This window comes from Collinsella sp. TM06-3, from assembly GCF_003436395.1.
Lineage (GTDB): Bacteria > Actinomycetota > Coriobacteriia > Coriobacteriales > Coriobacteriaceae > Collinsella.
The window spans coordinates 45,677-61,228 of the sequence record NZ_QSPG01000001.1; the positions used below are offsets into that span (position 1 = coordinate 45,677).

A 15,552-nucleotide genomic window follows, 5' to 3' on the forward strand; every position below is an offset into this window, starting at 1 on the left:
GAGCCCGTCCCAAATTTGCTTCTTAGGCTGGGTCGATGTCCATACTGGCGACTAGGTCAATGTTGGTGTCGAGAAGATCTTCCAGCACGACGTCGCCCATGCGGATGGGGGCGTTGACGACTAGGCCTCGGATGAGGTTCATGGCTTGGGCGTGGAGTTCTAGCGGGATGGCTTCGGCCGTGCGGACGGGGAGTAGGGCTTCGTCGCCGCCGGAGACGGCCACGGTCGTTGTGAGCACGCGCATGGGGCAGGTGAGCTCCTGATGTGCGAACGTATCGCCGCGCGGGCAGTTGTTACCGGTTACGGAGCGCACTTCCACCACGGTGCCATTGGCGTCGTGCTCCACCTCTACGGTCAGGAGGCACTCGGATGGGCAGGTGGTGCAGTTGAACTGCAGCGTCTCGGTCACATTCGTACTCATGAGCTATGCCTCCTCAACGGGATCGACGGACAGGACGATTTCGCTGGCACCCAGGTCGAGTGCGCGTTGAATCACCTTAGCCGGCAGCGGGAAGCTTTCCATGACGCTCGGTTTAAACGCGCGGACTTTGCCCGCAAACACTTCTTCGCCGTTGGCCAAGATGCGTACTCGAGCGGTATCGACCGGCCGGCGTACGCGGAAGTTGAGCTTGGTGAGCGCCACAGCCGTAATGCGTCCCGGCAGCGCGTAGCCCGCAATGCCGGCAGGGGAGACCGTGAGCTCGCAGCTCGTGTCCGCGACCGCGTTCGTTTCGGCCCCGCCAACCAGCGCGTACGCCGCCGCGGCTGCACCGGCGCGCTCGGACTCGGTCGTCACGTTGTCGGCCAGGTCGTGCACGTGCAGCACGTTGCCACAGGCAAAGATGCCCGGCACGCCTGTCTGGAGGCTCTGGTCAACTACGGCGCCGCGCGTGCGTGGGTCAAGCTCCACGCCCGCGGCAACCGAAAGCTCGTTCTCGGGAATCAATCCCACCGAAAGCAGCAGTGTGTCACACGGAACAACGCGCTCGGTCCCCGGAATGGGCGCCAGGCGCTCGTCGACCTGGCTTACCTCGACGGCCTCCACGCGGTCGTGCCCGATCACGCGCGTGACCGTGGTGGACAGGTGCAGCGGAATGTCAAAGTCGTCCAGGCAGTTCTTCACATTGCGGCGCAGGCCGTTGGCGTACGGCATGAGCTCGTACACGCCCTCGACCGAAATCCCCTCGAGCGTGCAGCGACGTGCCATGATAAGCCCGATATCGCCCGAACCCAAAATGACGGCGCGCGAGCCGGGTTTGAGGTTTTCGATATTGATGTATCGCTGCGCCAAGCCGGCCGTAAATACGCCGGCGGGACGGCTACCGGGAATCTTGATCTCGCTGCGGGTGCGCTCGCGGCAGCCCATGGCAAGGACGACCGCGCGTCCGGTGAGCTGCAGCATACCGGAGGGATTCATGAGCGTGACGGTGTGGAGTGTGGCGTCTTCCGTGGACTCGCTCGAATCAATCCCGAGCACCATACTGCCCAGGAACAGCGCAATGTCGGTCGCGCGCACCTGGTCGATAAAGCGCTGCGCGTACTCGGGGCCGGTGAGCTCCTGCTTAAAGTGCGAAAGGCCAAAACCGGGGTGAATGCACTGGCGGAGGATCCCGCCCAGATGCTGCTCGCGCTCCGCGATGGCCACCTGCGCGCCGGCCTTATGCGCGGCAAGCGCGGCCGCCATACCGGCGGGACCGCCGCCGATAACGATCACGTCGAACGCCTGCGTCTGCACCGCCTCTGTAGCTCCGGTCTCCGCACGTCCGTCACGCATATCAAGCGTCGCCATCCTGGTGCACCCCCTTCATCGATCCCTCAACCAACCAGGATCCGGTATCCTCCAGCAGCACCTCGCTGGGGTCGCAGCCCAGCTCGCGGGCAAGGATCGCAACCACGCGGCTCTGGCAAAAACCGCTTTGGCACCGACCCATGCCGGCGCGGCAGCGGCGCTTGACGCCCTCGACCGAAATCGCGCCCGGACGGCGTCGGATCGCGGCCACAATCTCGGCCTCGGGCACCGTTTCGCAGCGGCAGACGATCTGCCCCCACGCGGGATCGGACTCAATGAGTTCTTCCTTGCGAGCCAGCGGTGCGCGGTCAAAGTCGTCCGGCGCGCGGCGAATTGGATTCCAGTCCGCCCGCTCGTGCAGCTCCACGCCCGCCTCACGTATCACAAGCTCCATGCGCTCGGCAATGGCAGGCGCGCTCGCCACGCCTGGGGACTGAATGCCCGCCGCTTGGAAGAGCCCCGGCACCACGGCCGACTGTCCAATAAAGAAGTCGTTCGTTCCCCGAATGACCGGACGCCCGCCGGCAAACGCACGAACCACGCGGCGCGTCTCCAGGTCGGGCACCAGCTTGCGCGCGCCGTTCAGGAGCGCGTTTACATCGCTCGCATAGGTCTGCGTGTCGCCCGGCTCGCGCACGGCGGCCGTCGCGGTAATCACGGTGTTGCCATGAACGGTCCCCGTCACGATGACGCCTTTCGATATCGGCGTCGGAACGGGGTAGAGCGGCATGAGCGTGCGCGGCTCCTTGTCCAGCACCACGATGTTGCCCTGACGCCAGACCATATGGAACTCCTCGGCGCCCGCCATATGCGAGATGTCCGCGGCTCCGTTGCCCGCGGCGTTGATCAGGTAGCGGCAGCGCACGTTGCCAGCGGGGGTTGCCAGCGCAAAGCGTGCGTCTTCGCCCGAGCTCGCGACTTCAATCGCTTCCACCGGTGCGGAGCGCATAAACGTCACCCCGTTGGCCACGGCGTTCTCCAGCGCGGCGATGGCAACCTCAAACGGGTCGACAAACCCAGTCGAGGGGCACCACAGCGCGCATGTCGCCTTGGTACTGGCGCGCGGTTCTAATTCGTGGATGCGGTCGGGTCCGACGATTGACAGCTCGGGCACCCCGTTGGCCAGGCCATTCTGGCGCAGCTTTTCCAGATGCGCGCGGTCCTCGTCGTTAAAGCCCAACACCATCGACCCGGTGCGGCAGAACAGAAAGCCCAGCTCCTGCGCCCACGCACCGTACAACTCGCAGCCACGGGCGTTGACCTGCGCCTTTACGGTGCCCGGTGTCGGATCGTAGCCGGCGTGCACCAGGCCGCCATTGGCCTTCGACGCGCCCAGCGCAATATCGTTAGCCGCCTCGACCACGCAAATGGACAGGTCAAACCGCGCGAGCTGCCGCGCGATGGCGCATCCGGTGATGCCCGCGCCCACAATCGCGATATCAAACGTTTCTGTCACAGTGCCTCCCAGACGAGTTGACAGGCTGTCAATACGACTATCCTACGGTCTGCACACCCCCAGCGCGGCGGCAATGCGGCGAACAGCCCCGCAACACCCGCCAACGGCAGACGAGGGGAGACCCAGCAACGTCGACAAGCTCGTCTGCCGACAGCTACGGCAACCGTTTGTCTCGACCTGTAACAGTTAGACGAGGATTTGGGTTCTAGATGTTACAGATCAAGACAAACCTTCCGGCGGATTTTGAATGTCTCGATCTGTAACAGTAAGAGGGGTTTTTGGGCCCAAGATGTTACAGATCGAGATTGAAGTCGGGGAGGGACCCCTGTGTCTCGATCTGTAACATCTAGACCCGGATTCCGCCTCCACCTGTTACAGATTGAGATGTTTGTGTCCGCACCAGCCCCGCCCCTAGCCGTGGTCCCATATAAACAAACCCCGTGGTAAACTTGACCGGACTGTTAATATTCCGAAAGGTACCCGTAATGTCCAAGTACATCTCCGAGCTCATGTCGCCGCAGCTTATGGGCGTCGTCTATGCCTTTGTTGGCTTTATCATCGCCCTGTATGTGCTGTCGGTCGTCTATGTGTTCATCGACGCTCGCCGCCGCGGCGCCAGCGCCTACGTGGCATGGGGCATCATCGCCCTCATCCCGTTTGTGGGCCTCATCGCCTACCTGGTCCTGCGCCCGCACTCCTACGCGTCCGACCGCGAGGAGCAGGAGCTGGACATGGCCCTGCGCGAGCGCCAACTTGCCCAGTACGGCACCTGCCCGCAGTGCGGCGCCCCCATCGAGAAGGACTTCGTCGTCTGCCCGGTGTGCGATACCCAGGTTCGCAACGTATGCCCCAGCTGCCATCGCCCGCTCGATGCGCACTGGAAGGTCTGCCCCTACTGCCGAACTCGCATCCAGTAACGCATCCATCGCCGGGCCGGCCGCAAGCCACGGGCTCCGCGCACCCCGCGCATCCCACGGCCGCCACGCGCCCCACATCCCGCCCCACACGATGAAGCATGCGTAGAAAATCGCCCGCCGTGCCATTAAGGTGCGGCGGGCGCTTGTATACCAAGGCAACCTGCCTATAATGATGCAAGTTAAAACGCCGAGCGTATCGCACGCACTTGCATCAGGCATCCGAGAGGAGAAAACATACCCATGAAGGCACTCTACAATGACGGTTCGGTGGCCGAGCTCCCGCAGGACGAGGTCACGCACGTCATCCGCCACTCTGCCGCGCACATCATGGCGCAGGCCATCAAGCGCCTGTACCCCCAGGCCGACTTTGCCTACGGCCCCGCGACCGACAACGGCTTCTACTACGACGTCGACCTGCCCGATGGCGTCAAGATCAGCGAGGACGACTTCCCCGCGATCGAGGCCGAGATGAAGAAGATCGTCAAGGAGAACCTCAAGTTCACCGTGTACGAGAAGCCCCGCGCCGAGGCCATCGCCCTTATGGAGGAGCGCGGCGAGAAGTACAAGGTCGAGCACATCGGCGACCTGGACGACGACGCCCGTATCACCTTCTACCAGCAGGGCGACTACGTCGACATGTGCGTCGGCCCCCACATCTGCTACACCAAGGCCCTGAAGGCCTTTAAGCTCACCGGCGTCTCGGGCGCCTACTGGAAGGGCGACAAGGACAACAAGATGCTCACCCGCATCAACGGCGTCGCCTTTGCCACCAAGGAAGAGCTCGACGAGCACATGCACATGCTGGAGGAGGCCAAGAAGCGCGACCACCGCAAGATCGGCCGCGAGATGGATCTCTTTATGATGCGCGACGAGGCCCCCGGCTTCCCGTTCTTCCTGCCCAACGGCATGATCCTTAAGAACACGCTGCTGGACTACTGGCGCGAGATCCACCACAAGGCCGGCTACGTGGAGATCTCCACGCCGCTTATCATGAACAAGCAGCTGTGGAAGACCTCGGGCCACTGGGACCACTACAAGGACAACATGTACTCCACCGTTATCGACGACGAAGAGTACTGCATTAAGCCCATGAACTGCCCGGGCGGCGTGCTGGTGTACGCCTCCAAGCCGCACTCCTATCGCGAGCTGCCCATTCGCGCCGGCGAGATTGGTCTGGTGCACCGCCACGAGCTGCGCGGCGCCCTGCACGGCCTGTTCCGCGTGCGCTGCTTTAACCAGGACGATGCTCATCTGTTTGTGCGTCCCGACCAGCTGACCGACGAGATCGTGGGCGTGGTCAACCTTATCGACTCCGTGTACCAGAAGTTTGGCTTTAAGTACCACGTTGAGCTTTCCACCCGCCCCGAGGACTCCATGGGTTCGGACGAGGACTGGGCACGCGCCGAGGAGGGCCTGCGCACCGCTCTGGAGAAGCTGGGCATGGACTACGAGGTCAACGAGGGCGACGGCGCCTTCTATGGCCCCAAGATCGACTTCCACCTGGAGGACTCGCTCGGCCGTACCTGGCAGTGCGGTACCGTGCAGCTCGACTTCCAGATGCCGCTCAACTTTGATCTGGAGTACGTGGACGCCGACGGCACCAAGAAGCGCCCCATCATGCTGCACCGCGTGTGCTTTGGCTCCATCGAGCGCTTCATCGGCATTCTGATTGAGCACTTTGCCGGCAAGTTCCCCACCTGGCTTGCCCCCGTGCAGGTCAAGGCGCTTCCGGTTTCCGAGAAGAGCCGCGACTACGCCCACGAGGTGTGCGCCAAGCTGGAGGAGGCTGGTATTCGCGTGGTCTGCGACGACCGCGACGAGAAGATCGGCTACAAGATCCGCGAGGCCCGCTCCATTGACCGCGTGCCCTACATGCTCATCCTGGGCGAGAAGGAGGTCGAGGCCGGCAACATTTCCGTCCGCGATCGCTCCAACGAGACCGTTCAGATGAGCGTCGACGAGTTTGTTTCCAAGGTGACCGAGGAGATCAAGACCCGCGCCTAAGGCAAGCAACACAACAATTAACAAAGGCGACCGTCCACATAGGCGGTCGCCTTTTTTCATGCCGAAATAAGAAAAGCCGCTGGTTGAGCGGCTTTTTTGTTGCACAAAAAGGTACAGGTTTTTATAGAGGGGTATGGAGATGTACCTACTAGCAGTACATTTTGTGTAATCTGGGCAAACGCTGATTAATTGCTCGTATAATGTCGTCAGTCGAAAGATGCAAAAACCTGTACTTTTGCGACTGCGCCTAGCTCGAGCGAGAAGCCTGCTCTAAACGCCCCTGCATTTGCGTGCATCGCAAAGCCAAAAGAGGGGGCGAGAACATGGAACAGACGGCACGGCGCCAAGAGCAGCTGCCGGGCGCATTTTATGACGCCACCACCAACAGCCAGCACGGCCGCCTCCGCTGGTATCTGGTTCACACCCCCCATGGAAAAGAGCGCGAGACCTGTGAAAAGGTCCGCCGCATTATCCCGCAAGAGCTTATGAAAGACGCCTTTGTAATGCAAAAGGAGTTCTGGTTTAAGCGGGATGGCGCCTGGTCGCTCCAAACCAAACCTATGTACAAGGAGTACTTCTTCGTCGCCACGCACGATGCCGCCGCGCTCGATAGGGCCCTGGCCCAGTTGAGCTTTGGCTGCCGCATCGCCGGCAGTAGGGAGCGGGCGTACATGCCCATGCCGGACGATGCACAAGACTGGTACCGCAGCGTACTGGACGATGACGGCGTGGTGCGTAACAGCGTTGCCCGCATAGAAGACGGCGTGTTGCACATAGAGCAGGGTCCCTTGGTGGGGCAAGAGGCCCGTGTAAAGAAGATAGACCGTCATAAGCGCTGGTGCCTGGTAGACGTGGGCGAGGGTGACTCCACATTTAGGGAGCTGCTTCCGTTAGACGTGCCCAGCAAAACGTAAGGGAGACGTTGCACTAGCAAATTACTTGATTTTGGATTCATAGATGGGGGGGGGGGGTTCCTGGGGACAGGAACGTAAGTTTTATTGTGGCTGCTAATAAAGAAGTGACAGAGAGCAATGCGCCCGCGGGGGCAGCGCTGATTGGTCAGGCTATGGACCAGCGTGAATGCACCGGTCGATATAAGGCTGTGCAATCCATCATGGACTGGGACAACTCGCGCCTGGCCTACCGTGCCGTCAAGCGCGCGTTCGACATCGTGTTCAGCGGCTGCGTGCTGGCCGTCATTGCCGTGCCGAGTCTGGTGCTTGCCGCGGCCATCCGCATGGAGAGCGAGGGCAGCCCCTTCTACAGCCAGATCCGCGTTGGTCAGACCCGCCCCGACGGCAGCCTGTCAACCTTCCGCATGTGGAAGTTCCGCTCCATGTACAAGGACGCCGACGAGCGCCTCGCCGAGCTCAAGGAGCAAAACGAGATCGCCGGCGCCATGTTCAAGATGAGGGAGGACCCCCGCGTCACCAAGATCGGGAAGTTCATCCGCAAGCACTCCATCGACGAGTTCCCGCAGTTCATTAACGTATTCCTGGGCCAGATGTCCGTCGTGGGTCCGCGCCCGCCGCTGCCTAATGAGGTTGCGGAGTACACCGAGTACGACCTGCAGCGCCTGGCCGTGAAGCCCGGGATAACCGGCTGGTGGCAGGTGACGGACCGCAATTCAACGGGTTTCGACGGAATGGTCCAGCGCGACCTTGAGTACATAGCCAAGCGCGGCGTCATCACGGATCTCAAGATCGTTCTACTCACTGTCGTCGAGGTAATTACGGGAAGCGGGGCGTGCTAGTGTCAGCCGGCAATCGTTATCCAATTCTGAACACGTATGTAAACGCCATCTCGCTTGACGAGACGGTGGATGAAATCGAGAAGATCATCGCGAGGGGCGTACCGACCCAGCATGTCGTAATCAACGCCTCCAAGGTCAACCTGATGGAGGCGGATCCCGAGCTCGCGTCAATCGTCAACGAATGCCCCCTGATCAACGCCGACGGCGCCTCGATCGTCTGGGCGGCGAAAAAGCTGGGGGTTCCTCTCGGGGAACGCGTCACGGGCATCGACCTGTTCCAGAGGCTTGTCGGGCTGGCGTCCGAGAAGGGCTACCGCATCTACCTCTTCGGGGCGAAGGAAGAGGTGGTCACCAAGGTCAAAGCGATTTTCGAGGACAGGTACCCGGGCATCCAGATCGCAGGGTATCGCAACGGCTACTTCACCGAGGCGGACGAGCCCCAGATCGTATCCGATATGGCCGCCTCGGGAGCCGACATGATGTTCGTCGCTTTCTCCTCTCCCAAGAAAGAGTACTGGGTCCACAAGTACATCGACCAGATCGGAATCCCCTTCGTCATGGGCGTCGGCGGCAGCTTCGATGTTGTTGCCGGCGTAACCGACCGAGCTCCGACGTGGATGCAGAAGCACGGCCTGGAGTGGTTCTACCGCTTCATCCAGGAGCCCGGAAGGCTGTGGAAACGCTACATCATCGGCAACCTAAAATTCGTCGCCCTCACGTATAAATACAAGTTCGCTAAGAAAGGTGAATAGCAATGGTTAACGTTATCGGTCTCGGCTACATCGGCCTGCCCACCGCCCTCATGATGGCATCCCACGGCGTGGAGGTCGTGGGCACGGATTACAACGAGGAGCTCGTCGCCACGCTCAACGCCGGCAAGACTACCTTCAAGGAGGAGGGCCTGGACGAGCTGTTCGCCGACGCCCTGAAGTCCGGAATCAAGTTCTCCACCGACTACCAGGTCTGCGACACCTACATCGTCTCGGTCCCCACTCCCTACGACAAGCTAGACAAGAAGATCGACCCCTGCTACGTCGTGGCGGCCTGCAAGACCGTCCTCGAGGTCGCGCCCGAGGGCGCCGTGCTCGTAGTCGAGTCCACCGTCTCGCCCAACACCATCGACCGCTTCGTTCGCCCGCTACTCATAGAGGCCGGCCGCGAGGACGTCAGGCTCGTCCACGCCCCCGAGCGCATCATCCCGGGCAACATGGTCTACGAGCTGCTGCACAACAACCGCACCATCGGCGCCGACGACCCCGAGGTGGGCGAGGCCGTGGCGAAGGTCTACGCCAGCTTCTGCCAGGGCGAGATCTCCGTCACCGACATCCGCACCGCCGAGATGACCAAGGTCGTCGAGAACACCTTCCGCGCGGTGAACATCGCCTTCTCCAACGAGCTCGCCAAGATCTGCCGCATCGGTGGCATGGACGTCGCCGAGGTCATCCGCATCGCCAACAAGCACCCGCGCGTGAACATCCTCAACCCCGGCCCGGGCGTCGGCGGCCACTGCATCCCGGTCGACCCGTGGTTCCTGGTCGGCGACTACCCCGAGACGGCCAACTTCATCCGCCTCGCCCTGCAGACAAACGCCTCCATGCCCGAGTACGTCATGCACCGGGCCCACGAGGTCATGGTCGAGCGCGGCATCACGGACGCCTCGAAGGTCGGCATCTACGGCCTCACCTACAAGGAGAACGTCGACGACGTCCGCGAGTCCCCGACGCTGCAGATGCTCGAGTCCATGTCCGAGCACCTCTGCGCCGGCTCCGTCAAGGTCTACGACCCGTGGGTCGAGCGCGACGAGGTTCCCGGCCAGGTCCACTCTATGGATGAGTTCCTGGACGGACTGGAGATGGTGATCGTGATGGTCGGCCACTCCCAGGTCACGGACAACCCCGGCATCTTCGGCGAGCGCGTCCTTATCGACCCGCGCAACGTCTGCGGCGACGGAGAGAACGTCTACAAGCTGTAAGACCATGTGACTCTTCAGGAGAAATCGTTTTGAAGAAGGTAATGCTCGTCTTCGGCACCCGCCCGGAGGCAATCAAGATGTGCCCGCTCGCCAACGAGCTCAAGGCGCGTACGGATGAGTTCGAGACCGTCGTGACTGTGACCGGCCAGCACCGCGAGATGCTGGACCAGGTTCTGCGCGTCTTCGATGTGACTCCCGACCACGACCTGGCGATCATGAAGCCGGGCCAGACGCTGTTCGACGTGACGTGCGACGTGCTGCTTAAGCTCAAGGCCGTCCTCGAGGACGAGACGCCCGACGTGGTCCTGGTCCACGGCGACACCACGACCAGCTTCGCCGCGGCGCTCGCGTGTTTCTACCTGCAGATCCCCGTGGGGCATGTGGAGGCCGGCCTGCGCACGCACGACATCTACAGCCCCTGGCCGGAGGAGTTCAACCGCCAGGCGGTCGACATCGTGAGCGAGTACTACTTCGCACCCACGGAGGCGAGCAAGCAGAACCTGCTCGGCGAGGGCAAGCTCGAGTCCGGGATCTGGGTCACCGGCAACACCGGCATCGACGCACTGCGCACTACCGTGCGCGAGGGCTACTCCCACCCCGAGCTCGATTGGGCTGAGGGCTCCCGCCTCATCCTCATCACGGCGCATCGCCGCGAGAACTTGGGTGAGCCCATGCACCGCATGTTCCGCGCCATCCGCCGCGTGATGGAGGAGCATCCGGACACAAAGGCGATCTACCCCATCCACATGAACCCGCTCGTCCGCAAGGCGGCACACGAGGAGCTCGACGGCTTCGACCGCCTGCACATCATCGACCCGCTCGAGGTGCTCGATTTCCACAACTTCATGGCCGCGAGCCACCTCATCCTCACCGATTCCGGCGGTATCCAGGAGGAGGCCCCGAGTCTGGGCAAGCCGGTGCTCGTCATGCGCGACACCACGGAGCGCCCCGAGGGCGTGGCGGCCGGCACGCTGAAGCTCGTCGGCACCGAGGAGGACGTGATCTACCGCGAGTTCAGCCGCCTGCTCAGCGATCAGGCCGAGTACGAGGTCATGAGTCATGCGTCGAATCCTTACGGTGACGGACATGCGAGTGAGCGAATTGCGGACGTTATTGGAGGTAAATAGTGAAGCTAAAAAAGAGGTTTACTCTTTCTCTTAAAAACAACCTGCGCTTCATTCCTGATGAGGCATATATGCGTCTCTACTTCAAAGCCAAACTTCATTACGAGCCTGATTTCGAGTGTCCTAAGACATTCAATGAGAAGCTGCAGTGGTACAAGCTTAACTACCATAATCCAGTTTTGACTCAGCTCGCAGATAAATATGGCGTGCGCTCTTTCGTCGAACAACGTATTGGGTCCGAGTATCTTGTGCCACTTTTCGGTGTTTTCAATGCAGCTGAAGAGATCGATCTCGATAAATTGCCGGAGAAGTTTGTGCTTAAATGTACTCACGACTCGCAGAGCACATTTGTTTGCACGGATAAGTCGAATTTTGATTTTGTTGAGGCCAAGAAACGTCTGAATGTTGCCTTGCATAGAAACTGGTATTGGCAGGGCAGGGAGTGGGCTTATCTCGGTATCACGCCTCGCATTGTGGCGGAAGCATTTCTTGATGAACCTGGAAGAGCGACTCCGACTGATTACAAATTCTATTGTTTTGACGGTAAGGCAGCTCTTGTTCAGACGGACGCCGATCGTTTCACTAATCATGAAATGCAGTACTTTTCTACTGAATGGGAGCAGCGTGGCGATATCGACCATGAGGCATCTGAGCATGAGCCTACTGTAAAGCCCGAGAACTACGAACTTATGCTTGAGCTTTCCGAGAAACTCTCTGATGGTTTCCCTCACGTGCGGGTTGACTGGTACAACATTAGCGGTAAACCTTACTTTGGCGAGATGACTTTCTATACCGGAGGCGGATACGATCCCTTCTATGCTCTAGAGGAGCAACCCGATAGACTTGACCGAGAGCTTGGCGATTTGTTTGTTTTGCCAACTGTTTCCCATTTAGAAAAGTACTGCGATTGGTCTTGCCCTTCTTCTAAAAGATCTTTAGGTGCTGATAATGCCTAAAGTGTTGATGATTGGCCCGAGTCTTGATGCTATGGGTGGCATCTCCACGGTTGAAAACAACATTATGAAGTGGTCGAATCGTAACGAAGGTTCAATAGAATTCATTTCGACAACTGCTGAGGGCGGGAAGTTCAAGAAGCTCTCCATTGCCCTTGTGGCTTATATGAAATATCTCAGTAGGCTCAACGCGTGCGATCTCGTACATGTGCATATGGCGTCTCGTGGCAGCTATCGCCGAAAAAAGATCTTCATGAGGGCGGCCTTCTTTCGAAACAAACCCGTTCTTCTCCATCTGCATGGTAGCGAGTTCGGTGTTTGGTTTGACGAAGAATGTAGCGAGGCTGAGAGACACGATATCTCGCATTCCTTTGAATGTTGCTCAAAGGTGGTCGTTCTGTCGGAGGAGTGGAAGGAATTCCTTCTAAAAAGGCACATCTGTTCCTTGGATCGTATCGTGGTGGTGCATAACGCCGTTGACGTTCCTGAGGTTAACGCTATTGATTATTCGTGCAATACGGTTTTGTTCATGGGGCGTCTTGATGCGCGCAAGAGTCCGGATTTACTTTTGCGCGCTGCTAAGCGCGTTCTTAAGACTCATCCCGATGCGCGTTTTGTCTTTGGCGGAGACGGGGATGTGCCAGCATATGAACAACTGGCGGATGAACTTGGAATTGGTGACAGGTGCAGCTTTATAGGCTGGGCTAAAGGTGAAAAAAAAGACGAAGCCTTTCGCAACAGTAGCATGTTCTGCCTTCCTTCAAAGAATGAGGGCATGCCTATGAGCGTGCTTGAGGCAATGTCGTACGGACTTGCTACCATTGCGACTCCTGTCGGGGGTATTCCACAAGTCATTACCGACGGCGTAGACGGAATTATGTTTCCAGTTGATGATGTTGATGCGTTGGCCACTAAGCTCGAGAATCTCATGAGCGATATCTCTTACAAGGAAATGATTGGAATTCAGGGACGAGCTCGCATAAAAGATGCCTTTTCCCTTACGGCGTTTATGAACCGGCTTGGCATGGTTTACGAAGATATTTGCCGGTGAGACTCGCTTTCTTGGACGATATTGGAGACCCGTCAGACTCCGTTTCTTATTTCCAAGTTGCACATTTAGGAGCGTGACGATGGATAAGACTATTCATTACTGCTGGTTCGGAGGCAATCCGCTCTCTGAGACTGCTGTGAGGTCCTTGGCTTCGTGGGAGAAGTTTGCGCCTGGGTTTGAGGTCAAGCAGTGGAATGAGGATAACTTCGACTTCGCATCATGCTCTTGGTCAAGGGGCGCGTATGCGGCGGGCCTCTGGGCATTTGTGTCGGACTACGCTCGCTTTAAGGTCTTGTATGAGCACGGCGGCATCTATATGGATATCGGCAGCGAGCTCATACGAGACATATCGCCTCTCATGGAAAGCATTCCTTTCACTGCAATCGAAGAATCCTCGTTGACTGCCACCACCGGCTTGATTGTTGCTGTTGAGCCTCATGACCCTGTAATTCGCGCATGCGTGGAACGATATGAGTCGATGGAGTTCTCCTGTGATCCTGATTTTCTCGACAAGATCACGGTGAATGAGGTATTCACTGCTGAGCTTCAAAAAATCGGCTTTGAACGCGTGAATAAAGAGCAGCATTTCGGTGGCTGGCTTGCCTTGGACTCCAAAGCGTTCAACCCCGTTTACGGTTTCGGCGGTTATCACATCAAGCGTGAAACCTACAGCATCCATCGCTCTTCGGGAAGCTGGGTTGAGCCCAAATATCGCATCAAGCGGAAGGTTGTGCGTAAGTGTTCCCCTTTCATTGGGCGAAGGCTTTCGCAGATTTTGGGTCGAATTCTCATGGAGCTTAGTGACGGTGGCTTGGTTGTAGGAACTAAGAGAATCTTTGGCGTTGTTCGCGAAAAGATTGCTAGAGGAGAGAGAAGTTAGAGTGGACGTATTCGCTAAAGATACTTATCACTATTTCGGTACGCAAGGCGTAAAGCTCGGCCGGTTATTAGGTGATTTTGGCTACCGCTATGTTTTCTATCTAAGGATGTGTCAGGCAGGGGGTTTGCGAAAACTCCTCTTCACGCTTCCGAGGAACCATCTTTCCAGGAAGTGTGGACTCGAGATTTCGCCATCAACTCAAATTGGTGAAGGCTTCTACATTGGTCACCCTTACGGCATTACTGTAAACGCCGGCGCGAAGTTCGGCCGTAACGTGAACATCCATAAGGGATGCACCATCGGCCAAGAAAACCGTGGCCATAGAAAGGGCGTCCCTACGATTGGTGACCGCGTATATCTCGGTATTAACTCGACGGTTGCAGGTAATGTGACCATTGGAAACGATGTCTTTATTGCCTCCAATACCTTTGTTAACCAGGATATTCCCGATCATTCGATAGTCATTGGCAACCCGTGCAAGATTATCGAAACCGATAACGCTACTGAAGGTTACATCATCAATTTGGTTTAACGAGCTTGCGAATAGTTAGGCGGTAAGATATTGAAACGCATAGGCATCCTCACATTTTCGAATACCGTAAATTATGGTGCTTCGCTACAAGCATGTGCTCTGCGCAGGACCGTGATGTCGTTGGGCTGCGACTGCGAAGTGCTCAATTACAGCAATAAGGAACTCGATGATCGAGAGTTGGGTACGTGCTTCTCGTTCAATCCTTCGGATGCCGTTCGCTATTTCCTTCGCAGGGGTTTTGAGCGCCAGAGGCTTAATTCGTTCAGTCGATTTGCTAAGCGCAATCTAAGCCCTACGGGAAAGCTGGATAAGCAAGCTCTTATTGATAGAGCCAAGAGCCTCGACTGCGTCCTCATTGGCAGCGATCAGGTTTTCAATCCTCGGGTTAATGGGCATGACCCAGTCTTCTTGGGTGAAGGCATCGCTGAAGTTACAAAGGTCGCGTCTTATGCTGCCAGTCTGGGAGATGCGACGGCGGAATCCATTTTGGCATGCGATGAAGGCGCGGCCGACAGGCTGGCAAAGTTCACTGGTCTTTCCGTTAGGGAACCGAGCTCTATGGAGGTCCTTAGCGAGATGGGGCTCGAATCTGTATTTATGCCTGATCCGACCCTGCTTCTTACGGGCGATGACTGGTCGGCGTTAGCCTCAGATGACGGCTTGGATACGATACCTCAATCCTATGTTCTGCTTTATACGCTTAACTCTGAGCAAAAACTCGTGGATCGAGCTAGGAAGATCGCCAGCGAGCTCGGCGTTCCTGTCGTCTGCATTCATTACAACACGAAGAAATTCCCCGGCATGATTAACGTGAGGGGTATCGGTCCGGCTGCTTTCTTGAAGCTTGTTAGTGAGGCGTCGTTTGTTTGCACGGACTCCTTCCACGGCGCCTGCTTCTCCATGAATTTCAATAAGTCGTTTGTCGTTAAAACGTCGGACTCCGCCGTTCAGAGTAACGTCAGGATTACAGACCTGCTCGCACGTTATGGAATTGAGGGTTGTCTGTATCGAGACGAGGTCGTTACTTCGGCTGTTGACTATGGTCATGCAAACCAGACCCTCTCACATGACCGTGATACAGCGCGTGCCTTTATCGCTCGCTGCATTGGATTGTAGGTGTC

General features: G+C 58.2%; 15 protein-coding genes. 12 read left to right on the top strand and 3 right to left on the bottom strand.

Annotation, left to right across the window (positions count from 1 at the left end):
• Positions 1-22: 22 nt before the first annotated feature.
• From DXD56_RS00200 to DXD56_RS00210, 3 genes are read right to left on the bottom strand one after another with little or no spacing between them, the layout of a single operon-like run.
• The gene (locus tag DXD56_RS00200; protein WP_117639243.1) at positions 23-421 is read right to left on the bottom strand and encodes a DUF1667 domain-containing protein; all 399 of its coding nucleotides are present in this window, start codon (positions 419-421) and stop codon (positions 23-25) included.
• Between the two features lie 3 nt (positions 422-424).
• A complete protein-coding gene (locus DXD56_RS00205; protein ID WP_370445997.1) occupies positions 425-1,774 on the bottom strand; it encodes an NAD(P)/FAD-dependent oxidoreductase in 1,350 nt (449 codons plus the stop codon).
• A gap of 1 nt (position 1,775) precedes the next feature.
• Complete coding sequence (locus DXD56_RS00210) at positions 1,776-3,245, bottom strand: NAD(P)/FAD-dependent oxidoreductase (RefSeq protein WP_117639247.1); 1,470 nt, start codon at positions 3,243-3,245, stop codon at positions 1,776-1,778.
• A 485-nt stretch (positions 3,246-3,730) separates the two neighbouring features.
• Here DXD56_RS00210 and DXD56_RS00215 point away from each other — a divergent pair, with 485 nt between their 5' ends.
• From DXD56_RS00215 to DXD56_RS00270, 12 genes are all read left to right on the top strand, one after another.
• The gene (locus tag DXD56_RS00215) at positions 3,731-4,162 is read left to right on the top strand and encodes a zinc ribbon domain-containing protein (protein WP_055251579.1); all 432 of its coding nucleotides are present in this window, start codon (positions 3,731-3,733) and stop codon (positions 4,160-4,162) included.
• Positions 4,163-4,402: 240 nt separating this feature from the next.
• Positions 4,403-6,166 (top strand): threonine--tRNA ligase, encoded by a 1,764-nt coding sequence (thrS, locus tag DXD56_RS00220; RefSeq protein ID WP_117639249.1) that lies wholly within the window; start codon positions 4,403-4,405, stop codon positions 6,164-6,166.
• Between the two features lie 323 nt (positions 6,167-6,489).
• A complete protein-coding gene (locus DXD56_RS00225) occupies positions 6,490-7,080 on the top strand; it encodes a hypothetical protein (RefSeq protein WP_117639251.1) in 591 nt (196 codons plus the stop codon).
• 152 nt (positions 7,081-7,232) lie between these two features.
• Complete coding sequence (locus DXD56_RS00230; protein WP_117639253.1) at positions 7,233-7,919, top strand: sugar transferase; 687 nt, start codon at positions 7,233-7,235, stop codon at positions 7,917-7,919.
• Complete coding sequence (locus DXD56_RS00235) at positions 7,919-8,671, top strand: WecB/TagA/CpsF family glycosyltransferase (protein WP_199411514.1); 753 nt, start codon at positions 7,919-7,921, stop codon at positions 8,669-8,671. Before DXD56_RS00230 ends, DXD56_RS00235 begins: the two co-directional genes overlap by 1 nt.
• A gap of 2 nt (positions 8,672-8,673) precedes the next feature.
• Complete coding sequence (locus DXD56_RS00240) at positions 8,674-9,891, top strand: nucleotide sugar dehydrogenase (protein WP_117639257.1); 1,218 nt, start codon at positions 8,674-8,676, stop codon at positions 9,889-9,891.
• A 29-nt stretch (positions 9,892-9,920) separates the two neighbouring features.
• Complete coding sequence (gene wecB / locus DXD56_RS00245; RefSeq protein WP_117639259.1) at positions 9,921-11,018, top strand: non-hydrolyzing UDP-N-acetylglucosamine 2-epimerase; 1,098 nt, start codon at positions 9,921-9,923, stop codon at positions 11,016-11,018.
• Complete coding sequence (locus DXD56_RS00250) at positions 11,018-11,971, top strand: ATP-grasp fold amidoligase family protein (protein ID WP_117639261.1); 954 nt, start codon at positions 11,018-11,020, stop codon at positions 11,969-11,971. Before wecB ends, DXD56_RS00250 begins: the two co-directional genes overlap by 1 nt.
• Positions 11,964-13,019 (top strand): glycosyltransferase family 4 protein, encoded by a 1,056-nt coding sequence (locus tag DXD56_RS00255; protein ID WP_147325162.1) that lies wholly within the window; start codon positions 11,964-11,966, stop codon positions 13,017-13,019. Before DXD56_RS00250 ends, DXD56_RS00255 begins: the two co-directional genes overlap by 8 nt.
• Positions 13,020-13,098: 79 nt before the next feature.
• On the top strand, positions 13,099-13,899 hold the full coding sequence (locus tag DXD56_RS00260) for a glycosyltransferase family 32 protein (protein ID WP_117639265.1): 801 nt from the start codon (positions 13,099-13,101) through the stop codon (positions 13,897-13,899).
• 1 nt (position 13,900) lies between these two features.
• Positions 13,901-14,431, top strand: a complete 531-nt coding sequence (locus DXD56_RS00265; RefSeq protein ID WP_199411515.1) for a serine O-acetyltransferase — start codon at positions 13,901-13,903, stop codon at positions 14,429-14,431.
• 30 nt (positions 14,432-14,461) lie between these two features.
• Positions 14,462-15,547 (top strand): polysaccharide pyruvyl transferase family protein, encoded by a 1,086-nt coding sequence (locus tag DXD56_RS00270; protein ID WP_158549245.1) that lies wholly within the window; start codon positions 14,462-14,464, stop codon positions 15,545-15,547.
• The last annotated feature ends 5 nt before the right edge of the window (positions 15,548-15,552 follow it).